Here is a 24,012-nt window from a genome sequence, read left to right on the forward strand (position 1 = left end):
TGTGTGGTGCCCCCGGTAGGAATCGAACCTACGACACACGGTTTAGGAAACCGATGCTCTATCCCCTGAGCTACGAGGGCCTGCGGCCCACATGTTACCTACCAGGGGATACCCGGGAGTGCCCGGGCGTGCCGGGTCGTCCCATCCGGGGTCAGGGCTCGCGTCGGCGCTGGTGAGCACACCCGGAGCGGCTCGGCGCTCCGTACGAGCGTGGCCGGGCTGCGGATCGAACGCCACCCTCACGCAGATCGAACATGGCACCGCCTGCAAATCGAAAGTCAGAGGCCACGCAGATCGAAACCCGGTTGACTACCATTTGAGCTGTGCCCATACCGCCCCTGGTTCCTCGCCACGCCGCAGCTCAGGTGAACGCCGCACTGGCCGACACCCGCGTGGTCCTCATCAGCGGAGCGCGCCAGGCCGGGAAGAGCACTCTCGTCCGCATAGTCGCCGGGGATCGGCTCGCTGAACGCCGCGACCTCGACCGGGCCCAGGACCGAGCGGCCGCGCTCGCCGATCCGATCGGCTTCGTCGACTCCTCGGAGCTGCTGGTCATCGACGAGATCCAGCGTGATCCCGAGCTGCTGCTGGCCATCAAGGCCGCCGTCGACGAGGACCCGCGCCCGGGCCGGTATCTGCTCACCGGTTCATCACGGCTCTTCGGCATGGTGGCCGCCCCCGACGCGCTGCCTGGGAGGATGGAAACGGTCGAACTGTGGCCGTTCTCGCAAGGAGAGCTCGACGGTGAACCTGACGGGTTCATCGACGCCGTCTTCGCGCTCGGCCCGGATCTACGGCATGAGTCACAGGTGACCCGGGCCGATTACGCGGCCAGAGTCGTGCGGGGTGGCCTGCCGGAGGCCACGACCCGGGATGACCCGCGGCGCCGCCAGCGCTTCTTCGACGCGTACGTTCAGGCACTCATCGACCGTGATGTCCAGCAGCTGTCCGAGATTCAGCGCAAAGCCGAGCTACGCAAGCTGGTGCGTCTGCTCGCGGCCAGATCCGCGACCCTCATCGCCGCGGGTTCGCTGGAATCCGCGCTCGGACTGAGCCGGCCGACGATCGCGCGTTACCTCCGGGCCCTCGAGGAGATTTTTCTCGTCAAACGGATCCCCGGCTGGTCCCGCAACCTCGGCACCCGGGCCACCGCCACCCCGAAATTGGTCTTCGTCGACTCGGGAATCGCGGCCAACGAGGTCGCGACCGACGCCCGGGCCCTGCTGCGGCCGGGCGGCCCGTTCGGTCCGCTGCTCGAATCGTTCGTCCTGTCCGAGCTGTCGCGCCAGCTCACCTGGTCCCAGCAACTGATCGACCTGTCCCATTACCGCGACCAGGCCAAATATGAGGTCGACGCGGTGCTGGAGAACAGATCCGGTCAGGTCGTCGGCATCGAGGTCAAAGCGGCCAGCACCGTCGGACCGGACGACTTCCGCGGCCTCCGCCGCCTCGCCGAACGCTTGGGCGACGACTTCATCGCCGGCATCGTCCTCTACACCGGAGCCTCGACTTTGCCGTTCGGCCCCAAACTCCGCGCCATGCCGGTCAGCGCCCTCTGGCAGGTCGCCTCCCCCACCGCGAACTGAACCTCGCAGCGTCGATGCGTTCTCCCCGGCACAGACGAAGGCGGCAGCACCGAAGTGCTGCCGCCTCCCAGTTCCGAATCAGCGGTTCCAGCGAGCCGCGGCCAGAGTGTCCCGCAGCGTGTAGTACGCGGGCTTCCGCTCGAAGTTGTCACCCATCACCGTCGCGGCGCCCTCGGCCGGGAAGAACACCGGCACCCAGGAGTACTTGTCGGTGAAGCCCCAGATGGTGAACGAGTTGCAGTCCTCAACGGCCAGGCAGGCGTCCAGGACGGTCTTGTAGTACGCGGCCTGCGTCTGCAACTGCTCCGCAGTCGGCGCGCCGCCCTCGGGCAGGTCCATGCGCACGTCGAGCTCGGTGATCGCCGTGTACAGGCCCAGGTCGTCGAAGCGCTGCAGCACAGCCTGGAGCTGGTCCGGCGCCCCGTACCGCATGCTCAGGTGGGCCTGGGACGCGAAGCCGTCCAGCGGCACCCGGTCGGCCAGCAGCTGCTTGGCCAGCGCCTCGTACGCGTCGACCTTCACGCCCGGCCAGTCCACGCCGTAGTCGTTCAGGAACAGCTGGGCCTTGGGGTCGGCCCGGTGCGCCCAGCGGAAGGCGTCGGCCACGATGCCCGGGCCCAGCTCGCGGATGAAGATGTTCTCCTGGCGGTACTCGCCGTTCTCGTTGAAGATCTCGTTGGCGACGTCCCACTGCTGGATCTTGCCGCGGTAGCGGCCGACCACCGTGGAGATGTGGTCCTTGAGGATCGCGCGCAGCTCCGCCTTGGTGAAGTCACCCTCCTCCAGCCACGCCGGGTTCTGGCTGTGCCAGAGCAGCGTGTGCCCGCGGACGACCTGGCCGTGCTGCCGTGCGAACTTGACGATCGCGTCGGCCGGGCCGAAGTTGTACTTGCGGCGCTCCGGGTGGATGAACTCCCACTTCATCTGGTTCTCCGGGGAGACCGAGTTGAATTCCCGGGCCAGGACCTTGCGGTACGGCTTGTCGTAGGTGAACGGGTCCGGGTACTCCTGCTCGAGGTGGTGACCGCCGCCGGCCACCGCCGTTCCGATGCGCAGGTCGCGTGGCGCTGCCCAGCGCAGCGGCAGGTTCCACTTGCCGGGGTGGTGGTCCACGACGGACGAGCCGCCGGTTGCCTTCGTACCGGCCTGCGCCGGCTGGATGCCGGGGCCGATCAGTGCCGAGGTGGCGAGGACGGCCACGGCGACACGGTATGCCTTTCTCAAGATCACTCCTTTGAGGGCGTCGGACAGGCCGCACGCATCATGGTGATGCCGAAAGTTTCGAGGGCGGGCGGACCGGAAGACCCTCGTACGCTAAGCCGAGTGAACAGCCCTCGTCAATGTTTCAGCGCCATGAACGACCCGACTTCACGGGCTACAACCAGGGCATCTCCGCGCGGATCTGACGAGTCAGACAGGCGGGACGGCTACCGATCAATCCTCGTAAGTTTCGGGAAGCCTAGGCCGCGACAGGCGAGCGGACACAAAGCCGGCCGGGAGCGTCCTGGGGATCTCGAGCGAGTCCCCGGGCCGCTACCCGGCCGGCCTTACTGAAGCGCGGACGTCAGCTTTCCACCATGCCGATCGCGCGCGGTATGTCGCGGATGAAACGTGCGTCGTGCTCATCCGGCGTGCTGTCGGCGACCCTTTCGATGAGTTCCAGGAACTCGTCCCGGTCCGGTCCCGCGTATTGCAGGAGCACATGGGACATGTTCTCCAGTGCGCGTTCCGCGGAGTCCGGGTCGACCTCGTCGTCGCCCGACTCCTCCAGGAACATCATGCCGGCCGCGATGGCCCTGACCAGGGGTTCGCAGTTCATCCGAGGACCGTCAGGACTGGTCTGCCCAGACCAGGAATTCGCGCGGCTCCCTGCTTCCCAGAAGGTCGCCGATCGGCGACCTCGACACCGACTCCAACCAAGCACCGAAGGGTGTTGCGCCACCGGGGAACCACCACTCCGAATGACTCTCCAACTTTTCGAGGTCACGGTCCAGCGGGAACCTGTACTCGAACTGGACCTGAGAATAGAACTCGTGCTCTCCGTCCGAGTCGACGACTTCCAGCTGTCTCACCATGCTGACCACAAAGGTGGGTTGCGGGAGCCAGCCGACCTTCCCGTACTGAAAGAGATATCCGTCGGCGTCCTGGTCTTCCGGAACGTCGAACTCGGTCGCAGCGAACCGTCGGGCCAGCTCCGTCAAAGCGAGTACGGGCGAGCTGACCGGGACCTCGTCGTCGACGAGGCTACGGGCGATGTCGACCGCCTCGTCCACCTGGTGTTTGTTGGACAATCGAACCTCCGTCATGCGACGCCGACGAACTGGAAAGACCCATCCCCGCCACGCGATCGCGTGGCGGGGATGGGGCAGGTCAGTGACTACGGCCAGTAGCCGCCTTGGAGCTGCCTTCTGACATGGCCGATCACGTCCAGAGCTTCGTTCCTGTTTCTGGCCCCCGCCATGAGGTCGTTGACGTAATCGTAGTACTGGTTGGTATGGACTTTAGAGTGGACCGATGCGCCAGAGGGGTTGGGTGACGAGCTGCTGCGCGGCAGCCAGACACCGTTCTCGGCATCGTTCACCCCGATTCCGAATCGGTCGAGCTGGGCCCTCGCCGCAGCCGCCTTGCTCGAGTTCCCCGCGACGATGTGGTGGGGAGAGTGGGGTGTGCTCGGCTCCAGGTCTCCGGCATCGTTCAGAGCATTTCGCAGCTTCTCCGCGGATCCCTTTTCGCAGTTGTGGACGAGCACCGGCGTATCGCCGGCCACCACGTAGTAGGTGTGGGTACCGCTGACCGTGAGGTTGTAGACGGTGGTGTCGGAGGTGATGGGTTCCCCGAGGAGCGCGATGCTGACCTCGGCGCCGGACTCGTCCCGGAGGGTGTCGCCGGTGCGGAGGTCGGCCGCCGGGATCCAGCCGCGGCCGGGGCTGTAGAACCTGTGTCCCGCGGTGGCGGTGATGACCGACGGCGGTCCGCCGCCACCGGCACCGGCTCCCACCAGGGTGAGATCGATGAGGTCCTTGTCGCCGGTGCCCACCACGGTGGCGGTCACCTGCTGCGGCGCGGTCTCGCCGGTCACCGGGTCGGTGGCGGTGACCGTGTCGCCGGCCTGCAGCTGCTCGATCGGCTTGCTGCTGCCGTCGGCCAGCAGCACCAGGGTGCCGGCGGCGAACGAGTTCGACGCGAGGCGGGCCTTGTTGCCCTGGGCTATCTTGCAGCTCTCGCCGGTCGAGGATTCCTTCTTCTTCGCCTGTCTGGCGTTGTCGGCCGCTTTCTGCGAGGTCGCTTTGGCCTTGCCGCCGGCGTCCTTGGCCCCCTTCGCCGCCTGCGCGGCCTCGTCGGCGTACTTCTTGCTGTCAGCGGCTTCGTCCGCGGTCTGGGTGGCCTTCTTGATGTAGCGGGGGATGCTCGACAGCGCGTTCTTCGCCGATTTCAGCCGGCCGTACGCGTCGATGAGGCGGCGGCCGACACCGATGGCCTTGATCGCCACCTTGGCGGCCTTGAACATCTTGCCCCAGGGCACGGCCTGCAGTGCGGTCGAGACACAGGCGACGATGTCGCCCTCGGTGATGCACTTCTTGGCGTCGTTGAAGCCGACCAGGTCGAGGATCAGATTGACGATCTCGTCGCCGATCTGCTTCACGAAGCCCTCGGCCTCGTCGACGATCTTCTTCGCGTTCAGCCAGTCCGGGTTGTCGGTGGCCTGTTCACCCTCGCCGGCGGCCGGGGTGTTGGCATCCACGGTCCCCTGGCAGGCGGCCGGATTGTTGGTGCACGCCATCGACGAGTAGTAGTCGACGTACGCCTGGGTCATCCCGTTGCCGTCCGGATCGCCCCCGGTGGGGTCGGTCAGCACGGTCGGACGGGCATTGGTGTACGAGTACGTCGAGACGGCCTGGTCGGTGGCGGGCTGGGTCACCGGGTCGGCCGAGGCGAAGCGGCCGGTGCCCGGGTCGTAGCTGCGCGCGCCCATCGCGTACCGGTCGCCCTGGCTGACGTCCTGGTACGTCCCGGCGTACTGCATCGGGTTGGCCGGCGCGTCCTCGGCGACCTTGGTGCCGCCCTGGGTGAGGCCGGTGCCGCGGGCGACGCCGAACGCGTCGTAGTCGTAGCTCCATTCCGGTGCGCCGGACGGCGAGACGACGCCGGACACACCGCCCAGCCAGTCGCGCAGGTACGAGTGCGCGGCCAGCCCGTCAGCGGACGGCACGATCAGCGCGAGCGGCTGCCCGGACGGGTCGTACAGGTAGTCGCGGCCCACCGTGCCGGAGGCGTCGGTCTGCCGCTCCTGGGCCAGCATCGGCCGCCCGGCGTTGACGTCCCAGCTCCAGGTCTGGGTGACCGCGCCCGCGCCGGAGCCGGTGACCGCCTTGATCCGGTTGCCGGTGGCGTCGTACGTGTAGTCGGTGGTCTTGCCGCCGACGGTCGCCGAGGTCATGGTGTGGTCCAGCGCGTACGTGAACCGGTCCGACCCCGCCTCGGTCTGGTTGCCCTCCAGGTCGTACGCGAACGAGCGGGTGCTCGACCGGCTGCCCGTGACGTCCTCGCGGGTCAGCTGGTCCGCACCGTCGTACGTGTAATTGGTGGTGGTGTTCTCGCCGGGAGCGACCCGGGTCTTGGTCTTGCGGTTGCCCACCAGGTCGTAGGTGTAGTCGGTCCGGTCGGCGACCGCACCGGCGCAGGTCTGCGCACCGAAGCATTCCGCGGTCAACCGGTTGGCCGCGTCGTAGGTGTAGGCGGTGGCCTCGGTGACCGTCGGCTGGCCGGGCTCGCCGGTGGCCTCGACGATCTTGGTCGGGTTGCCGACCTTGTCGAGGGTGAGGTCGAAGGCGGACAGCGTGGTGTCGCCCTTGACCGCGGCGATCCGGGTCATCCGGCCGGCCCGGTCGTACTCCCGGCTCTCCGAGACCCCGGTGGACTCCGGGTACGTGATCCCGGTCAGGTGATCAGCGACGTCGTAGGAGAACGCGTACTCCGCGCTGCTCCCGCCGCGGGTGGCCGTGAGCGAACGCACTCGGTCCCCCGCGTCGTACGTGGCGCCGATCCGCGTGCCGTCCGGATAGGTCCGCGCGGTCACCCGGTCGGTGCTGTCGTACTCGTACTTGAACGTCTCCGGCCCGCGGGTCACCGAGGTGAGCCGGTCGGTGACGTCGTAGACGTACGACTGCGCACCGGCCGGGTCCGCGGCGCTGACCACCCGGTTCTTAGCGTCGTACCCGAACGAGTAGGTGACCCCGTCGGCGCCGAGCTGCTTGCTCGTCAACCGGCCCAGGTTGTCGTACGCGTAGAAGATCGAGCGGGCCGGCCGGTTCGGGTCGGGCCGCCCCTCCTCGACGATGCGGGCGGTGACCTCCTGGATGAGGTTGGAGTCGGCGTCGTAGACGTACTCGCGGCGACGGCCGATCGGGTCGGTGGTGACGGTGGTGCGCCCGGCCCGGTCGTACTCGGTCGAGGCGGTACGGCCGAGCGGATCGGTCCGCTTGATCACCTGGCCGTTGGCGTTGTAGCCGTAGACCAGGCCCTGCCCGCCGGTCGCGTCCGGGCCGATGACCGAGGCGAGCCGGTCGGCGGCGTCGTAGCTGAAGCGGGTGGTCTTGCCGTTGGCGTCGGTCTGCGCCGTGGGCCGGTTCACCCCGTCGTAGTCGAGCTTGGTGGCGTTGCCCAGCGGGTCGGTCACGGACTCCGGGTTGCCGGCCCGGTCGTAGGCGTACCGGGTGGTGTAGTTGTCCGGGTCGGCCCCGGAGACGTTGCCGCGCGGCTCGGTGACCGCGACGACGCGGCCGTCGTCGTCGTACCGGGTGGTGATCACACCGCCGGTCGGGGTGGTCTGGCGGACCGGGTTGCCCGCGTCGTCGTATTCGATGCCGGCCGCGCCCGCGCCGGGCCCGGAGCTTCCGGTACGGCGGTTCGCCTCGTCGTAGGTGTTGGTCAGCTCCTCGCCGCGCTCGTTGGTCATCGAGACGACGTTGCCGTTGTTGTCGTAGCCGACCGTGGTGCCCTGCTTGAACTGGTCGCGCTGGGTGGTCGGGCGGTCGAGGGCGTCGAAGGCGGTGTCCACCTCGACCCGCTGGCCGTCGGAACCGTACGGCCGGTCGGCGCGGATCAGGTTGCCGTTGTAGTCGTAGTGGAAGACCGCGGTGAACAGGGCGGCCCGGGGCGGATCGGCGTTGCCGCGCGGCGAGGTCTCGGTCGCCACCCGGCCGTTGCCGTCGTACGTCCAGGAGGTCTTGTTGCCCTCGCCGTCGGTCACCGAGGCGCGCCGCCCACCGGGCGTGTACGTCGTCGCGGAGACGTTGCCGATCGGGTCCTTGGCCTCGGTGACCCGGCTCGCCTTGTCGTAGGTGAAGCGGGTGGAGTTGCTCAGCGGGTCGGTGGTGACGACCACGTTGCCGAGCTCGTCGTAGCCCGTGCGGGACGGCTGGGCCTTGCCCGGCTGCCACACCTCGGTGATCTGGCTCTGCTCGTTGTAGACGTACCGCGTGCGGTAGGCGTCCTTGTTGCCCCCGGCGACGGTGCCGCGCGGGTCGACCACCGAGGCGAGGCGGCCGGTGCCGTCGTACGTCATCTCGGTGCGCCGGCCGGTCGGTGCGATCTCGGCCGTACGGTTGCCGTGGGTGTCGTACTCGTAGCGGGTGACCTTGCCCCGCGGGTCGGTGCGGGAGACGAGCTGACCCTTGGCGTCGTACGCGTACTCGTACCCGGTGTCCTGCTTCGGGCTCTTCTGCCCGACCATCTCGTTGAACTCGTTGTACTTGTAGTCCCAGTCGTTCTTGCGACCGTCGGTGTATTTGGTCAGGTTGCTGCGGTTGTCGAACGTGCTGGTCTCAGTGAAGGCGAACGGCTCCGGCGCGGTCCGGGCGACCGGGTTGCCACTGTCGTCGAACCGGGTCTCCTCCTGGTTGCCCTTCGGGTCGACGACCAGGCTCTTGTTCAGCCTGCCGGTGTACCGGTGGTTGACGGTGTCGTTGCCGGCGTTCTGGCTGTAGAGCAGCACATTGTTGCGGTAGCCGTCGACGACTGCCACGCCGTCCGGGTCGGTGGTGCGGGCGACCTGCTGGCCGGCGTCCCACCGGAACTCGGTCCGCGCGTTCTCCGGGTCCAGTTGCTCGGTGACCCGGCCGGCGGCGTCGTAGGTGTTGCGGATCAGCTTGTTGCCGCGGGCGTCGGTGATGTCGTTGAGCCGGCCACCGGCGTCGTAGCCGTAAGTGGTGACGTTACGGCGCGGGTCCTGGACCTTGAGCAGGCGCCCGTCCTGGTAGTCGAACTGGGTCGACCGGCCGTCCGGCAGCGTGATCTTCGTGATGAGCCGCACGTCGGCGCGGGACTCGAAGCGCACCATCCGGCTGCTCGCGTCGGTGACCGTACTGAGCAACCCGTCAGTGGTGTATCCGAACGTCACCCCGGAGCCACGCGCGTTCTTGATGGAGAGCAGCTGACCGGTGGCGTTGAAACGCAGCACCCGCCGGTCCGGCGGCACCAACTGCCAGCCGCCGTCCACCTTGGACAGATTGGCGCGGACACCGGCCGGACGGTCGTACGATCCGTCGGCGTTGGCGGTGTAGACGGCCTCTGAGCCGTCCTCCGCCCGCACGCGGACCGCGCCGCTGTCAGCCGCGGTGATCCTGATGTCGTACGACGAGCTCCACCCCGGCCCGAACATGCCCGTGCCCGGGTTGCCGGACGAGTAGTAGCGCGCGTGGTTGAACGGGATGCCGTACGACGGCATCACGAAGTCCTTCTCCACCCGCAGGTAGGCGCCGGTCGCCGTGTTGACGGTCGCGCCACGCAGCGCCTGGGCGGTCACTGTCGGGCCGAGCACCGTCGCACATCCGCAGCCGGTGGCCTGCCCGGCGGGCAGCGTCGGTACGTCGTCGGTCTTGCGCGGCTTGGCCTCGGCCGACGCCGCGCTGGTCAGCTCCGTGCCGTCCGGCGCGACCTCGGTGATCGTCACGGTGTAGGCCCGCGCCGGGTCGAGCACCCAGCCGTCCGCGGCACCGAAGCTGCGGCACAGCAGAGCCGGGCTGTAGCACCGGCTCAGGTCCGGCTTGCCGAGCTCCGCGGACCGCTGCTCGGCCCCGGACCCGACGTCGGTGACGGTCGCGAACCAACGGCCCCACGACGTCGGATCACCGTCGTCGACGACGGCGTCCCAGTACACGACGAGTGAGGTGTCGCCGAGCAGGAAGCCCGGGCGGGCGATCGGCCGGCCCGGCAACTCCGCCTGCCGGGCGGCCACCACCCGCGCGGCCGCGATCGCCTTGGCACGCCGCTGAGTCTTCTCGGCCGCGGTAGGCACCTTGACCTTGCCGCCGGCCTCGACCGCGGGCGGCACCGGCGGCGCCGACTTCCCGGCGGGCAGGCCGTGATTCTTGGTTGCCGTGCTCGGCAGCGGGCTGTTGACCGGGCCCGCACCCGGTGTCGCCGACGGCGCGGCGAATGCCCGCGACGACGGCACGACGAACAGGAAAGTAGAGACGAGTGCCCAGATCAGGGCATGGCTGAGCAGCCGGAACCGGCTGGAAACGCGCACGATGGTCTCCCCCGTGGAGATGGCGTTGCAGTCCGCAAGCACCCTTACGCATCGATCGTGATCGACACATCCACCGAACGGCCCATGATGGGAGCGCTCCCAGAATGTGGTCGTGCCCGAGGCTGACCAGCCGAGTTCCTGCAGCGCAGGGCCGGGTCAGTACTCTTTCTTGATGACGAAGTAGGAACCGCGGATGGTACCGGCCAGCTTCGACTTCTGCCGGGCGAACCTGAACGACCCGAGCTCTTCCGGAACGTCCATCCCGTCGGAGAGCTTGAAGCCGACCGCCCGCTTGCCGCCGTCGTCGATCGTGTACATCACGTTGATCGACAGGCCGTTCTCGTAGAAGACGTAGGCCTCGTTCGCCCGCAGACCGGCCAGCGCATCCGCGACCGGCGACGACTCCAGGCCGACGGTCGAAACCGCGCCGAAGTCCACCGCATAGGACATGACAACTCCTCAGCCTTGTGGCTTGGGGGTGAGCAGGTAGTCGTCGGCCTCGGGGCTCCACTTCAGGTCGACTGCGTTGCTCGTCGCCGCCGCTTTGCAGAATTGCAGGAAGCTGCGGTACCCCAGCTTCTTCTCGCTGAAGTCCGGCGCCACCTTCCGTACCTGATTCTTCAGGCCCGACAGGGCCGCGGATCCGTTGGCTCCCGCCAAGTCGGAGACCACACCGCGCAGCAATGCGAATGCCGCCTCCCGGCCCCCGTGTTCCGGCAGGGCCACCTCCGGGTCGCCCTTGGCCGAGCCGCCGCCGATCAATTCCACCACGTTGTGACCGGCCAGGTGGCGCAGCATTTCCCCGAATGCGCGGAACCCGTAGTCCGCCTCGTTGAAGGTCGGATCCTTGCGCAGCAGCGTCCGCTTGAGCGTCGATGCCGTCACCGTTCCGCTCGAACTGCGCTGCAGGCCGGCCACCGTCTGCGCGACCAGGGCCGACAACGTGTCCACGTCCCGGGCCGGCTCGCTCGGGGCCGGTTGTGGTTCCTGCACGACCACGGCGGGGATCTCGACGCCTTCGAGGCGGTCGTAGTAGAGGAATTCGTCGCAGGCCGGTGGCAGTAGTGCGGACGTCGACCTTTCGACTCCCACCCCGATCACCCGCTTGTTGAGCTCGCGGAGCTTGTGCACCAGCGGGGTGAAATCGCTGTCTCCGGTGCACAGCACGAACGTCGAGATGTACGACCGTTCGAAGGCCACCTCCAGCGCGTCCACCACCATTTTGATATCGGCGGCGTTCTTGCGGGAGGCGTTCATGCGTTGCGGGATGTCGATGAGTTCGACGTGGGACCGGGTCAGCATGCGGCGGTCCTCGTCGAAGTACGACCAGTCCGCGTACGCCCGGCGGACCACCACCCGGCCCCGTTCGGCCAGTGCGTCGGAGACCGGCCGCAGCTCGAAGGACATGCCGCCCAGGTGGTCGCGGGCACTGATCGCCAGGTTCTCGTAGTCCAGGAACATCGCGATGCGCTCTTCGTGATCCACCCGGTCAGCGTACGCATCGAAGCGGGCCCCGCGGACCAGGCGTGAGAGGATCGCGCCCATGGAAAACGACCGGCTCGCTCTCGCGCAGGACCGTACGACCGCCGCCGCGACGCTTTACGAGCTGGCTTCCGACCCCTCCGTTCAGGTGCGCGCCGCGGTCGCTGCCCGGCCGGACGCGCCGGCGGAGGCCCTGCGGCCGCTCGCCCGTGATCGTGACCGCACCGTCCGGCAGGCCGTCGCCGGGAACCCCGCCACCTCCCAGGGCAATCTGCTGCGCCTCGTCGGCGACGCGGACCGGTGGGTGCGCTGGGCGGTCGCGGCCAACCCGTCCTGCGATGCCCGGGTACGGCAGGTGATGGTCAAGGCGCAGGACAAGGAGTTGCGCGGACTGCTCGCGGAGATGGGCGAGCTCGAGCCCGAGCTGGCGGCCATCCTCATCAACGACGCCTCGCCCGAAGTACGGGAACGGCTCGCCAGTCACACCTACGACCCGGACGTCATGGCCGCCCTCCTGCAGGACCGGACCGTCCGGGTACGCAAGGGCCTCGCCATCAACGAGCAGACCACCGCCGAGCACCGGCACCAGCTGGCGCAGGATTCCTCCCCCGACGTCCGCGCCGCCCTGGTCCGCGCCGTCCGGCTGGACGAGGCGGATCTGCAGGCCCTGCTGAACGACCGGTCGGTGGAGGTGCGGCGTTCGATGGCCACGTCCGCCGTCACCCCGCAGCACATCCGGCAGGCGCTGGAGAACGACGCCGACGAGACGGTGGCCGAGGACGCCCGCCGGTATCGGGGCACCCCCGCACCTGTGGCGGCGCCCCGGCCCGGCAACCGCCGGCCGATCGGCAAGCGTTTCCCGGGCCGGGCCAGCCGTTAGGCAGCCGCGGAGAGCTCGATCGCCCCTCGGAGCAGGGCCACAGCCTGTGGCGCCACCGCCGCTTCATCCAGCGGGCGCGCCGGGTCGGACAGCATCAGGCTCGCCGTGACGAGGTCACCGTCGGCGGCCCGGGCGAAGTAGCTGAGCGTCAGCACGCCGGGCTCCGAGCCGCCCTTGAACCAGACGGTCCGGAACTCCGCCGCCGGCAGAGCGATACCGCCGTCGTTCAGGGTCAGGGCCGCGTGCACCGACGGCTCGTGCTGCCGCCACAGGCCGGCGTACGCCTGGCACATGTCCACCGGCGAGCCGAACCACTCCACCTTGTTGATCATGCGCGGCTGCTGCCAGGCGGTGATCGAGTTCAGCGGCACCCGGTCGAGCAGCGGCAGCATCCGCTTCCGCAGGGCCGGGCTCAGGGCGGCGTACGACGACGCGGCGGCCGGGTAGCGCCACCCCTTGAGCGTGAAGAACTCCCGGGTGGTCAGCACCGGGGCGTTCGGCGCGGTGTTGCCGAAGCGGGTGAACTGCCGCTGCACCGCCTCCCGGCCGACCGTGTGGATCAGATGGTCGGTGGCCGTGTTGTCGCTGATGGCGATCATGTGGTTGGCGTACTCGGCCAGGGTGTGCACGGTGCCGTCCGGCTGGTCCTGCATGACGCCCGAGGGCAGCGACTTCCAGGCCGGGTTCAGCGGCACCTCGGTGTCCCAGGAGAGCCGGCCGGACCTGACCGCCTCGGCCAGAGCGCCGAGCACGTACAGCTTGAAGGCGGAACCGAGCGGCCGTACCGTGTCCGGGTTTCTGCCGTGCACCAGCCGGCAGCCGGCCGGCGAGATCCGCATGGCCGCGAAAGACACCTGCGGCGCGAGGGTGCGCAGGGTGCTGTCCACCGCGGGCCAGGTCGCCGGGGCCGGAAGGTACGGCGTGAAGCGCAGTCCGGCGATCAGGCCGGACGGGTTGACGGTGACGTCCGCCAGCAGGGTGCCGGCCGGGCTCGACACGAGCTGCCGCAGCTGGGTCGGTGACGACGAGATGACCGCCGCCGGCGTGAACGGCGAGAAAGGGCGCACGGCGTTGTTGAAGCCGTCGGCTCCGCCGGCCGCGGTGAGCAGGACCTGGTCGACGTGCTCGGCCAGTTCGCCGGCCGGCACCGGCAACCGGGCCGAAGCGTCGATCAACCAGGCGAACTGGGTCTCGACCGGCGAGGCGGCCCGCGCGGGCGCGGCCGACAGACCGAGCGTCAACGTCACTGCCGCGATGACCGCGACGATTCTCCGGACCATGGTTACCCCCGGGGTACGGCGAGGTCAGGCCGGCCGGAGGAATAGCCCGGCCACCGTCCCCTCGCGACGGAAACTCACCTGGGCTGTGCTCTGACCGGCCTCGAAGTGCATCAGGACGTCGACCACCGTGAACTCCCCGGCGGCGTGCACCACCGGATCGCCGAACCGCTCGAACGTGCCGACATTGCCGACGACCACGGCCCACACCGAGGCGAGCGCCCGGGTGTCGAGCTCGCGCAGCATCGTGGCGTCGAAGTCCTCGCGGACCCGGTCGAAGCGGGCGGCGGCGAGGTGGGTGAGCAGATCGAGAGCCTTGTCCCCCGCGCCGGGCAGGATCCGGGCCGCCATCGGCTCACCCGTACGCGGGTCGACCGGCCGTCCGAACCGCTGGAACGCCGCCTGCCGGGTGGTGCCCAAGACGTCTCCGATCTCCTGCCAGGTGCGGCCCTCGGCACGCGCGCGGTCGACCGCGGCGCGCAGGGACTCCTGGGCTTCGAGCACCTGCCGGTGCACAGCCTGTACTTCCCCGAGGGTCCCGCCGAGGCCCGGAGATGTCAATTCGGAATTGACAGATCCGCGTAGCCGGCGGGCCGCGCTACGGCAGGTCGAGTTGCAAAACCGCTGCTTACGGCCCGGGCCGGAGCGCTCGGGCAGGGGATTTCCGCAATATTCGCAGGCCACAGCACGGAATACTAATCCGTGACGACGCCGCACGGAATACGGCACGGAAACGATCACCGATCGGCGAACCGGTGGACTAGCCACGGCACTTGCAGCGCAGCCATGTACCAGGAGCGGAGGGCCTGGCTGCTGGAGACCAGGGCGCCAGCACCCGGTAGCCTGCCGCGGTCAGCGCCGGCGTCACCGCGTCCCAGCAATGCCGGTCCTGGGGAAAGCCGTGCAGCAGGACGGCCGCCTCCTCCGCCCCGCTGCCACCGGCCGCCGGCGTGTCGGTCACCTCGAGGTGAGGCCCGCATGGGTGAAGCGTGCCATTCCGGCATCCTCACCCTCAGGCGCGTGCGGGATATCCGAGAAGCTTGACGAGGTCACCCGTCGCCGCGACGAAGGCGTCGTGGATGTCGTCGTCGAAGTGGCTCCGCCAGTCGCCGGACTTTCCTTTGCGGTAGTGCGAGGTCGTGGCCGCACTTTCCGGAGCGCTGCGCATCCTCGAGAAGCTGTACCGCGACAGCAGGTCGGTCAGCTCGGCCGGCGGGATGTTGATGCCGCAGTGCCGCATCATCCGGTCGACCTCCTCCAGCTGCCTCTCCCCGGTCAGGTCCTCGTACCGGAACAGCGGGACGGTATCGACGTCCGCGGCGGTCGCCCACGAGCGGAGGGCCCGGAAAGTGCCCCGCTGGGCGTGATGGTCGATGAGGTAGAGCAGACCTTCCTTGAACGGCTTCTCCCGCAGCACTTCCCGCACCTGCGGGATGTCGCCCATCGGCGCGTGCGAGTTACGGGTGGAGAAGTAGCTCGACACGACCATGTCGCGGGGATCGCGCAGCACGAAGAACGCACGGTGCCGGTCGGGTTTGGGCAGCGCCTGGAAACGTTTGTGGGAGATGAAGAGCGAGGAGACCACCCGCCCGGACGGGAAGGCCTGCGGGAAGCTCCACCGGTAGGGGCGCGGGTCGTAGGGCAGCAGCCCGGAGTAGCGGTAGACGACGGGATCGGCGAAGAGAGCCTTCACCCATTGGCTCGCCGTCTTGCGTACCGCGCAGTGATAGATGTTGTCGTACCCGCACCGGGCAACGACCGGCACCGTGAGCCGCAGCCTCGCATTGTGCGCTTCCACCTGCATCCGACGGGCCACGACCCGTACGGAATTGGGGGTGTGCTGCTTGGCGAACATCACGGTACGGTTGATCATCACGCTGACCACAATTCCCATCTGTTAAGTGGGTAAATGTCGTCCGCTCGGCGGACTGTCGCCGCCCGCAACGTTGCCCATGATAGGGCCTGAATCGACATTGGTGATAGTAAACGGCCCGGATTCGATGTGCGGTAGGAGGGATTCGAACCCTCTCAGCAAGGCACCTGCTTTACAGGCAGGTCCGACTCTCCCGCGTCGGCGCTACCGCTTGCGGCGATCAACAGATCGTCGGCGTCGTCACCGAGCCGGTTCGCTCGGTGACGGTGCGCGTTCCCAGCAGGATTCGAACCTGCGACCTCGACGTTCGTAGCGTCGCGCGCTGTCCAGCTGCGCCATGGGAACAAGGGGTGGTGCGGGAAGTGCCTGGCTTGCGTACCCGGGGAGGGATTCGAACCCCCAACCTTCCGACCCTGAATCGGACGCCTCTGCCGTTGGGCCACCCGGGCGAGAATTGTCATGCGGCGCCGGCCGTCGATCGCATTCAGGAGGCGATCCGGCGAACGAAAAAGCCGCCCTTTCCCCGGTGCGGGGTGGGCGGCACAGACGCAGGCATTGCTGCGCTAACCGCTCCACCGCTCCAGGTCACGACGGATTGCCCGGCCGCGAAGGCGCAGACCGGACAGGGCGAGCGGATAAGCATTCTGCTGCGACATGACGGTCAACTCCCTTCAAGGTCCCGGTGCGGTTGCCGGAATCCAGGATGACCGACCCTCGCCGTTCTCGTCAACGCTTTTTAGAACGAGCCGACCGGGCCGTTGTCGACGAACGCGTACGTGGTCTTCAGCGGGGCGTCGCCCAGTTCCTCGGCGATCAGGCCGGTGCGCGGGAAGACCTGCAGGAAGGCGCCCTGGTTGCTGATCGCGTACGTCGGCCGGCCCCGATCGTCGGCCCGCTGCCGGGTGATCGTGAACAGCTGGCCGGCCCGCCGGGTGTCGCAGGCGGTCGCCTCGACGGTGAGCGGGCCGCTGCCGTTGTTCTTGATGCCCAGGCAGGAGGGCTCGCCACCGGCACCCGCCCTGGCCGTCTTGATCAGGAACTTGTCGCCGACCGGGGCCAGCACGAAGAGCCCGAACTCGGCCTCGCCGTCGGTCAGGTTGAGCCGGCCCCGGTCGTCGAACGCGACGATCGACTCGGTGCTCGGGATCGGCCTGATCACGACCTGTCGCCGGCCCGCCAGGATCGGGTCGGCCGTGCTGGTGCCCACCGCGGACTTGTCGCCGCCGGACGTGGTGGCCTTGGGCGAGCCGGCTGTCGTGCCCGCGGAAGCCGGCGTGGTGAAGGCCACCGGCCTGCCGGTCTGCCGGTCGCCGCGGGTGCAGGCCTGCTGGGTGAGCACGAGACCGGCGGCCAGGAAGCCGTAGAGCACGGTGGAACGACGAGTCCGCACGATGATTCCTCCCGATCGGTGGGTGACGACCGGCCCATGCTTGTCGATCAATCGATGCCCGCGGCGCGATCCCGCCGCACAGTGGCACGAAACCTGGAGATGGCTACCCGGTCACCGGCAGGGCGGTAGCGAGCGGCCAGGCAACCACGAGTGACCCGACGAGCGCGATGAGCCACACCGGCGCCGCGAACCGGTGCAGCAGGGCACTCCAGGCCGCCTGCCACACCAGTAGAACGGCGAGCAGCGGAACGATGAGCAGCACGAAACCGAAGGTGAGCCCGACCACCGCGGCGCCCGTCAGTGCGACCACGGCGACCGCGGAGACGGCCAGGACACCGAAGCTGTTGCCGGCCGTGACCCGTTCGGCCGCGTAGGCCAGGACGGCGAAGCCCGCCCAGAGCACCGCCAGCAGCCACCATCGGGCGCCGACGGGAACGGCATGGGTCAGACCGAGGTGCGTCGGGACCGCGATCGCCGTGGCCGCGTACCCGATCAGCAGGGGTGTGGCCAGCGCCAGCCGCAGCCGTGCCGGTGCGGAGACCGGCGCGGAAGCCGGAAAGACCGGGCCGCGCCGGAGCAGGTAGCCGAGGATCGCGGCACCGGTGACGCCGGTGAATCCGGCGAGATAACCGCCGATGGCCAGCGGCAGGCGGTTGGTCGGCAGCAGCCGGGCGGCCACGACGGCAACCGCCGTGGCCGCGGCAGCGACCGCCACGGCGCCGCCGAGCTGCGGCAGCATGGGCCGTGGCCAGCTCCCCCGGGCGACCCCGAACACCGACCGGGCCACGGGATACAGCCCGGCCAGCAGCGCCGACAACAGCAGCGCGGCGCCGCCGATCCCCCGGATCGGTGACGGCATCCCCGGGTCGTGCGCCGGACGGCCGAAGCTCTCATCCAGCCAGGCGGCGGTCTCCCGATGGGTACGCGGCGCGTAGAGAATGGAGATGTGCTCGACCCCGGGCACGACCACCATCGGCCCAGCGGCGCGTTCGGCCTCGGCCCGGAAGCCCGGGAACTCCAGCGCGCCGACCAGCAGCAGCAACCGCGCCGGGCGCCTGGCCAGCACAGTGGAGGCGTCCGGCAGCGAGAGTGCGACCGTCGCCGTGATCTCGGGGTGCGCGCCCGCGTACCGGGTCACCGCCGAGGCGCCCATCGAGTGGCCCACCAGCGCGATCCGGGACGGGTCGACGTCGGCCAGCTGCCGCAGGTGCGTTGCCGCCACGTCGAGGTCGCGTTGCAGGGCGGCGGTGGAGGAATCGGTGCTGGCCGCGCTGTCCGGCAGCGGAGTGCGATTGGCGCCGTGGCCCGAGAAGTCGAGCAGCACCACCACGTAACCCCGGGCGGCGAGGGAGTCACCGAACTGGGCCATCAACCGGGCCGAGCCGGCGAAGCCGTGGGCGACCACCACCCCGGGACGGCGGCCACCGGCGGGCGGATGAACCTCGGCCAGCGGCACTCCACTGACGACCACCTGCCGACGGGTCGTCCCGTCGGAGGGACCGGCCAGCAGCCACGCGCCGACGAGTGCCACCAGGGCGGCGAGCACTGCCGCGACCGGAGCGCCGAACCGGGGCCGTACCTGGGAGTGCCGGGCGAAAGTCACGCACGACCGTACCGTTCCTCCCGAAGGGCGGCGATCCGCTGCCGGATCAGCAGCGTGTCCTCGTGATCCGCGCCGAGAACGCGCTCGGAGTCGAGGAGCAGTTGCTGCAACGTGCTGACGGCTTCGTCGGGTGCGCCCGTCCGGGACAGCCAGTAGGCCAGGTTGTAGCGGACGTCGAACGTCTCCGGGTGGTCGGCCCCCTGGACACGCTCGTAGTCAGCGACCAGCGCCCGGAATTCGGCCGCCGCCACGGTCGCCGATTCCGTCTCCCCGAGCCAGTTGGCCAGCAGGTAGCGGGTGTTCAGAGTGTCCCGGTGGTCCGGGCCGACCACCCGCAGATAGTCGGCGAGCAAGCTCCGCGACATGTCGACCGCGCCTCGCGGGTCGCCCGACTCACCCAGCCACTCCGCGATGCCGTGCACTGTGGCCAGCGTGTTGATGTGCTCGTTGCCCAGCACCCGCCGCCGATCGACCAGCAGTTCCCTGAGCTCGCTCACCGCCCGTTCCGGCTGACCGGCGCGGCCGTACGACCAGGCGAGGTTGTTGCGGACGATCAACGTTTCGGGATGGTCGGCGCCGAGGCGCTCGACGGCGGTCGGCAACAGCCGCTGCCAGTACGACACGGCTGCCTCCGCGAGGCCGGCAGCGGCCAGGCTGTTGCCGGCCAGGAACACCACCCGGTGCAGATTCGCACCCCACAGCTGATCGCCGGCCTGAGCGAGCAGTGTTTCCGCGTTGTCCCGCAACAGCTGGATGAAGTTCGCGTCGGTCTCGACCTCCGGCCAGATCTCCAGCAGCGCGTCGGCTGCGACGACGGCCAGCGCGGAGGTGTGGCGCTCATCCGTGGCTTCACGCACAGCACGTTGGAGAAGGTGATGGACCCGGACCATCGCGGCCCTACGGTCGAAGCTGACCAGGCTCAGCCGATCGAGGCACGCGATGGCGTCCAGGGCGTCCTCGGAAGTCGTGCTCGCGGACCGGGAGTCGCGGAGGTACCCGACCGTGGCCTCCGCGCTGAACACGTCGGCGGGAATGTCATGCGGGCCGAGCAGCGCCGCGAGTTCCAGGAGCGGACGGGCCAGACCGGCCGGCCGCAGGCGGTCCGCTTCCTCGATCGACAAGGACCAGGTGGTCGCCACCTCGGCGGGATAGTCGTCCGGCAGCGCGCCCCGCTCGGGCAGGACGTCGGTCAGCTTCCGCTCGCTCAGCCGGGACCGGTACGTGGCGCAGTCCAGACCCCGGTCCTTCATGTAGGCCGCGGCCTGCGCGAGGGCCAGCGGGAGGTGACCGAGGTCCGCCGCGAGAAGATCGGCGCCGGCCAGCTGATGGTCATCACCGTCGAGCTTGTCCCGCAGGTACTGCACCGATTCGGCCGGGGAGAAGAGGCCGACCGGAATGACATGCCGGCCCCTGCGGGTGAGTGCCGAGTCTCGCCGGCGGGTGGTGACCACGGTGCTGCCGCCGGCGGTGACGGGAGGCCAGAGCGAGCGCAGGTGCACGGGGTCGTTCAGGTCGTCGAGCACGATGAGCCACCGGTGGCCGTGCGGCTCCGCCAGCCAGGCAAGGAACTTCGCAGCGGCATCGGGGCCTGAGCCGTCGTCGATACCGATGAGGCCGGCCGCACCGGCATAACCGGTCACGACGCTCTCGCGGGAGGTGGCGGGTATCCAGAGCAACAGATCGACGGCGCGCTGCTGCCACATCCGGTCCGCGGCAGCGGCGGCGAGCTGCGTCTTACCGACCCCGCCCAGCCCGTTGAGCACGACTGTGTGCCCGCCACGCAGCAGGTCTTCGAAACTCGGCAGGCCGGGCCGCGCCTGGAAAGCGTCGGCGACAGTGGGCACGACACCGACGAGGTGGGGCCAGACGGCAGCGGTACCGGGACGCGGTGCTACCCGGTCGGGCAGCTGGGCGGCGGCCCGCCGCCTCTCCACTTCGGAAACCCGCTGCGCCTCGTCGAAGAGTGCGCGCCAAGGCCGGAGATCCGGTTCGCCGCGCGGGTGCTTTGAGCGGTAACAGGCCCTGACGATCGTCTCCACGAAGCGCCAGTTCATCCGGGTGCGGCCGTTGAGCTTCTCGTGGATGGAGGACACCGGATACGGACGCTCGATCTCCCGGCACCAGCGGACCAGATCACGCAGGGACAGCTCGCAATGGTTCCGCAACGCGTCGAGCCGTGCGGCCAGATCACGCCGTAGCTCGGCGGCGCTGCGCTCCGGCTCGGACCCCGAAGATCCATGCTGACTGTCACCGACCATGTTCTCACTGTAACGAGAAACACTGTCGCGTATCGATATGAAGGGTGTTCGGGTATGTCCGGAACTACTGGTGGACAACCAGATCAAGAACCCATCCTGAGGTGAACGTACCTTCACGACTCACTCAGGGAGAAGTTGTCATCATGCTGATCTGGCTGCCGAGCGCCACCGCCGCCCTGGAGTTCGGCACGGCGCTCATCGGCTTCGTGGTGGCGGGCTGGTTGGCAGCCCGAGAGATCCAGCAGCGCCGGGGGGCGGACAAGTCGTCCGGGTCCGGCTCGGATGAGCCGCGCGACGATGCGTGAGGCTCAGACCTGCCTGACGTGGGTCTTGACCACCTCGGCCAGCTCCGGCGTCCAGTCCATCGGCTGGTGGGCGGACTTGGTGTGCAGCTCCACGTGCTGCAGCAGCTCCCCCTCGTCCGGGGTCGTGAACTGGGCGGGGCAGTCGTTGTTGAAATCAGCGCAGCGGATCGAAACGGCCATGGCAGCTGGCTACCCGGGCCCGCCTGCCTGAAACGGCGCGGAGCGGGTACACCAGCGGCAACCGGCGAGAGGATGTCGTGATGAGCGTGGAGCAGCAGCCCGAGGACATGGTCGAGGGCGCGGAGCAGAGTGACGCCCCGGCGGTGCCCGAGGGGCAGGATGTCCGGGTGGGGCCGGAGGAGTCCGATGAGCCGCAGGCCGGGAGCGCCGAGCCGACCGACTGAGCATTATCCGGCGCAGTGGAAGTAGGACAGCGTCGTCTGGGTCTTGGTCTGCTGCTCGCCCGTCAGCTCGATCTCGTACGCCCGCAGCACCGACACGAGCTGCGCGGCCACCGGGACAGCCGACCGGGCGGCGCAGCGGGTCGACAGCTCGAGGAGGGCCGAGCCGTCCGGGTACGTCCAGCGCTCGATCGCCAGCCGGAAGTCCGCGCCCTGGGGCATGATCTTCTGCCGCCGTACGTCCACCGGGCCGAAGATCGTCAGATCGTCGATGCGGATCCGGCTGGGGAGCAGCGCCAGCTGTTCCTTCGCGAACAAAGCGCGCAGCGGCCGTTCGCCGCGCACCACCTTGCGCACGTCGTTCTTGCCGAGCCGCCGGGTCATCGCGCCGGTGCACACGAACTGCCCGGGCATCGCGTCGATCTCGACGCCGAACCGCTTCGACCGGCGCAGCCGCCCCGGCAGGTCCTCGGCGGTGCACGGCCGCAGCTTCACGACCGAGTCGTCGGCGCGGTCCCCGACACTGCGGATGCGCGCCACCACCCCGCGCCGCTTCAGTTCGAGGTCGGCCGTGTCCAGGAAGTACACCTTGCGGGCGGAGGCCCGGGAGAAGTCGACGCCCAGGGATTCGCACGTGCGCTCATGCGCGGCCGGGGGCACGACGAGCTTGAGCTCCACCCGGTCGGCGTGGCGGGTCGAGGCGAGCAGGCGGTCCAGCTGGTGGCCGGGTAACTGCCAGAACTGCTGGGCGTCGGCCTTCGTCGCTGGATCCTGCACGAGCTGCATGTGGGGCTTCCTCCGGTGTCAACCATGGTCGAACACGTCCGGGTTCCCCAGCCTACGCAACACATGCGTACCAGCGCTGTGCCGTTCGTCATGGCCGCGGGTGCGCGACGCCGCGGGACCGGCGTCGCGCACCCGGCCGTTCATGCCGGCCGGCGCCGGTTGAACAGCGGAACCAGGTTGAGCAGCAGGCCGACCAGGGCCACCCCGGTCACCAGGTTGACGCCCGGGTGGAAGCCGCTGAAGTCGCCGCCCGCTCCCCCGCCGGCGATCAGCGCGGTCAGCACCGCCAGCACCAGGGCCGCGCCCACCTGGCCCGAGGTCTGCACGAGACCCGAGGCCAGGCCCTGCTCGGAGTCGGCGATGCCCTGCGTGGCCTGCGCCATGATCGAGCTGAAGCCGAACGCGAAACCGCCGCCCAGCAGCAGCATCGTCGGCAGGACCGTCACGGTGTAGTGCGGTGCGTTGCCCGCCGTCAGCAGGAACCATGCGTAGCCCAGCAGCAGCGAGGTCATCGAGCTGATCAGCAGGCGCGGGGTGCCGTACCGGTCGATCAGCCGGCCCACGAAGGGCGACCCGAACGCCACCAGCAGGCCCGCCGGCAGCAGCGCGAGCGCCATCCGCAGCGGCGACCAGTGCAGGACGTTCTGCAGGTACAGGGTCATCATGAACTGGAAGCTCAGGTAGGAGCCGAACAGCGCGATCATGCTCAGGTTGGCCCGCACGACCGTGCCGGTGCGCAGGATGCCCAGCCGGATCAGCGGGTGCCGGACCCGCTTCTCGGTGACGACGAAGCCGGCCAGCAGCGCCACGGACAGCACCAGTGAGCCCAGGGTCAGCGGGTCGGTCCAGCCGCGGTCGGGCGCCGACACGACGGTGTAGACGGCCAGCAGCATTCCGGAGGTCAGCGTCGCGGCGCCGACCAGGTCGTGGCCGCCGCCCGCGGCGGGGCGGTCGCGCGGGATCAGCGCCATGCCCGCGACCAGGGCCGCGATCGCCAGCGGTACGGGGATCAGGAACGTCCACCGCCAGCCGAAGCTGGTGAGCAGCCCGCCCAGGATCAGGCCGGACGAGTAGCCGCTCGCGCCGAAGACGGAGAACACCGACAGCGCGCGGTTGCGGGCCGGTCCCTCGTGGAAGGTGGTGGTCAGGATCGACAGGGCGGTCGGCGCGGTGAACGCCGCGGCCAGGCCCTTGACGAACCGGGTGGCGATGAGCAGCGTGCCGTCGTCGACGAGGCCACCGACGAGCGAGGCCACCGCGAAGACGGCGAGGGCGATCAGGAAGACCTTGCGACGGCCGAGCAGATCAGCGGTACGCCCACCGAGCAGCAACAGCCCGCCGTAACCGAGCACGTAGCCGTTGACGATCCACTGCAGCGACGTGGTCGACAGGCCGAGTTCGGCGCCGATGGACGGCAGCGCCACGCCGACCATCGAGACGTCCAGCCCGTCCAGGAAGAGCACCCCGCACAGCACCGCCAGGACACCCCAGAGACGCGGGGTCCAGCGCTGGTCGACCGGGGTGGTCGGAGCTGCCGCCGGGAGGGCGGCTTCTGAGATAGTCACGGGCCAGAAGATACATGCGCACGCATTAAATGTCGACGCATCAGATTCGGCTGCATATAATTTGTTCGCATCTACT

Annotated in this window: 19 protein-coding genes and 4 tRNA genes; 4 read left to right on the forward strand and 19 right to left on the reverse strand. The window is 69.2% G+C overall.

What is annotated here, in order from left to right:
• Nucleotides 1-4 precede the first annotated feature (4 nt).
• A tRNA-Arg gene (locus Aau02nite_RS06815) sits at nt 5-80 on the reverse strand.
• 249 nt (nt 81-329) lie between these two features.
• Between Aau02nite_RS06815 and Aau02nite_RS06820 the strand changes: the two genes are divergently transcribed.
• Nucleotides 330-1,586, forward strand: a complete 1,257-nt coding sequence (locus Aau02nite_RS06820) for an ATP-binding protein (protein WP_212987508.1) — start codon at nt 330-332, stop codon at nt 1,584-1,586.
• Nucleotides 1,587-1,664: 78 nt separating this feature from the next.
• Here the strand turns inward: Aau02nite_RS06820 and Aau02nite_RS06825 are convergent, their stop codons facing one another.
• From Aau02nite_RS06825 to Aau02nite_RS06850, 6 genes are all read right to left on the reverse strand, one after another.
• On the reverse strand, nt 1,665-2,816 hold the full coding sequence (locus tag Aau02nite_RS06825; RefSeq protein WP_212987440.1) for an endo-1,4-beta-xylanase: 1,152 nt from the start codon (nt 2,814-2,816) through the stop codon (nt 1,665-1,667).
• Between the two features lie 334 nt (nt 2,817-3,150).
• Nucleotides 3,151-3,405: a hypothetical protein gene (locus Aau02nite_RS06830; RefSeq protein ID WP_212987441.1), complete on the reverse strand. Its 255-nt coding sequence runs from the start codon at nt 3,403-3,405 to the stop codon at nt 3,151-3,153.
• Nucleotides 3,406-3,415: 10 nt separating this feature from the next.
• Nucleotides 3,416-3,859: a hypothetical protein gene (locus Aau02nite_RS06835; protein WP_212987442.1), complete on the reverse strand. Its 444-nt coding sequence runs from the start codon at nt 3,857-3,859 to the stop codon at nt 3,416-3,418.
• A gap of 104 nt (nt 3,860-3,963) precedes the next feature.
• The gene (locus Aau02nite_RS06840; protein ID WP_212987443.1) at nt 3,964-10,116 is read right to left on the reverse strand and encodes a polymorphic toxin-type HINT domain-containing protein; all 6,153 of its coding nucleotides are present in this window, start codon (nt 10,114-10,116) and stop codon (nt 3,964-3,966) included.
• Between the two features lie 156 nt (nt 10,117-10,272).
• The gene (locus Aau02nite_RS06845) at nt 10,273-10,566 is read right to left on the reverse strand and encodes a DUF8821 family protein (RefSeq protein WP_212987444.1); all 294 of its coding nucleotides are present in this window, start codon (nt 10,564-10,566) and stop codon (nt 10,273-10,275) included.
• 9 nt (nt 10,567-10,575) lie between these two features.
• Entirely contained in the window at nt 10,576-11,601 is a 1,026-nt protein-coding gene (locus Aau02nite_RS06850) for a PIN domain-containing protein (protein WP_212987445.1), read from the reverse strand.
• A gap of 58 nt (nt 11,602-11,659) precedes the next feature.
• Here Aau02nite_RS06850 and Aau02nite_RS06855 point away from each other — a divergent pair, with 58 nt between their 5' ends.
• A complete protein-coding gene (locus Aau02nite_RS06855) occupies nt 11,660-12,478 on the forward strand; it encodes a hypothetical protein (protein WP_212987446.1) in 819 nt (272 codons plus the stop codon).
• Here Aau02nite_RS06855 and Aau02nite_RS06860 read toward each other — a convergent pair.
• The 9 genes from Aau02nite_RS06860 to Aau02nite_RS06900 form a co-directional block, all read right to left on the reverse strand.
• Nucleotides 12,475-13,758: a serine hydrolase gene (locus tag Aau02nite_RS06860; protein ID WP_212987447.1), complete on the reverse strand. Its 1,284-nt coding sequence runs from the start codon at nt 13,756-13,758 to the stop codon at nt 12,475-12,477. The genes Aau02nite_RS06855 and Aau02nite_RS06860 overlap by 4 nt on opposite strands.
• A 24-nt stretch (nt 13,759-13,782) precedes the next feature.
• The gene (locus Aau02nite_RS06865; protein WP_212987448.1) at nt 13,783-14,271 is read right to left on the reverse strand and encodes a DUF3887 domain-containing protein; all 489 of its coding nucleotides are present in this window, start codon (nt 14,269-14,271) and stop codon (nt 13,783-13,785) included.
• Between the two features lie 496 nt (nt 14,272-14,767).
• Nucleotides 14,768-15,628 carry a sulfotransferase domain-containing protein gene (locus Aau02nite_RS06870; protein WP_212987509.1) on the reverse strand — a complete coding sequence of 287 codons (861 nt, stop codon included), beginning with the start codon at nt 15,626-15,628 and terminating at the stop codon, nt 14,768-14,770.
• Between the two features lie 130 nt (nt 15,629-15,758).
• Nucleotides 15,759-15,839, reverse strand: a tRNA-Tyr gene (locus tag Aau02nite_RS06875).
• A gap of 60 nt (nt 15,840-15,899) precedes the next feature.
• Nucleotides 15,900-15,973, reverse strand: a tRNA-Arg gene (locus Aau02nite_RS06880).
• Nucleotides 15,974-16,004: 31 nt separating this feature from the next.
• Nucleotides 16,005-16,077: transfer RNA gene (locus tag Aau02nite_RS06885), tRNA-Leu, on the reverse strand.
• Nucleotides 16,078-16,364: 287 nt separating this feature from the next.
• Complete coding sequence (locus tag Aau02nite_RS06890) at nt 16,365-17,018, reverse strand: hypothetical protein (RefSeq protein ID WP_212987449.1); 654 nt, start codon at nt 17,016-17,018, stop codon at nt 16,365-16,367.
• A gap of 103 nt (nt 17,019-17,121) precedes the next feature.
• The gene (locus Aau02nite_RS06895; RefSeq protein ID WP_212987450.1) at nt 17,122-18,621 is read right to left on the reverse strand and encodes a dienelactone hydrolase family protein; all 1,500 of its coding nucleotides are present in this window, start codon (nt 18,619-18,621) and stop codon (nt 17,122-17,124) included.
• Nucleotides 18,618-20,879 carry a tetratricopeptide repeat protein gene (locus tag Aau02nite_RS06900; protein WP_212987451.1) on the reverse strand — a complete coding sequence of 754 codons (2,262 nt, stop codon included), beginning with the start codon at nt 20,877-20,879 and terminating at the stop codon, nt 18,618-18,620. Before Aau02nite_RS06900 ends, Aau02nite_RS06895 begins: the two co-directional genes overlap by 4 nt.
• A 143-nt stretch (nt 20,880-21,022) precedes the next feature.
• Between Aau02nite_RS06900 and Aau02nite_RS06905 the strand changes: the two genes are divergently transcribed.
• Nucleotides 21,023-21,184 (forward strand): hypothetical protein, encoded by a 162-nt coding sequence (locus Aau02nite_RS06905; RefSeq protein WP_212987452.1) that lies wholly within the window; start codon nt 21,023-21,025, stop codon nt 21,182-21,184.
• A gap of 3 nt (nt 21,185-21,187) precedes the next feature.
• Here the strand turns inward: Aau02nite_RS06905 and Aau02nite_RS06910 are convergent, their stop codons facing one another.
• Nucleotides 21,188-21,364, reverse strand: coding sequence for a DUF1059 domain-containing protein (locus Aau02nite_RS06910; protein WP_212987453.1), 177 nt, complete (start codon nt 21,362-21,364; stop codon nt 21,188-21,190).
• 80 nt (nt 21,365-21,444) lie between these two features.
• Here Aau02nite_RS06910 and Aau02nite_RS06915 point away from each other — a divergent pair, with 80 nt between their 5' ends.
• Nucleotides 21,445-21,588 (forward strand): hypothetical protein, encoded by a 144-nt coding sequence (locus Aau02nite_RS06915; protein WP_212987454.1) that lies wholly within the window; start codon nt 21,445-21,447, stop codon nt 21,586-21,588.
• Between the two features lie 3 nt (nt 21,589-21,591).
• Here the strand turns inward: Aau02nite_RS06915 and Aau02nite_RS06920 are convergent, their stop codons facing one another.
• Nucleotides 21,592-22,371 (reverse strand): CYTH domain-containing protein, encoded by a 780-nt coding sequence (locus Aau02nite_RS06920; protein WP_212987455.1) that lies wholly within the window; start codon nt 22,369-22,371, stop codon nt 21,592-21,594.
• Between the two features lie 140 nt (nt 22,372-22,511).
• Nucleotides 22,512-23,936, reverse strand: a complete 1,425-nt coding sequence (locus tag Aau02nite_RS06925; RefSeq protein WP_212987456.1) for an MFS transporter — start codon at nt 23,934-23,936, stop codon at nt 22,512-22,514.
• Nucleotides 23,937-24,012 lie beyond the last annotated feature (76 nt).

The organism is Actinoplanes auranticolor (assembly GCF_018332655.1).
Lineage (GTDB): Bacteria > Actinomycetota > Actinomycetes > Mycobacteriales > Micromonosporaceae > Actinoplanes > Actinoplanes auranticolor.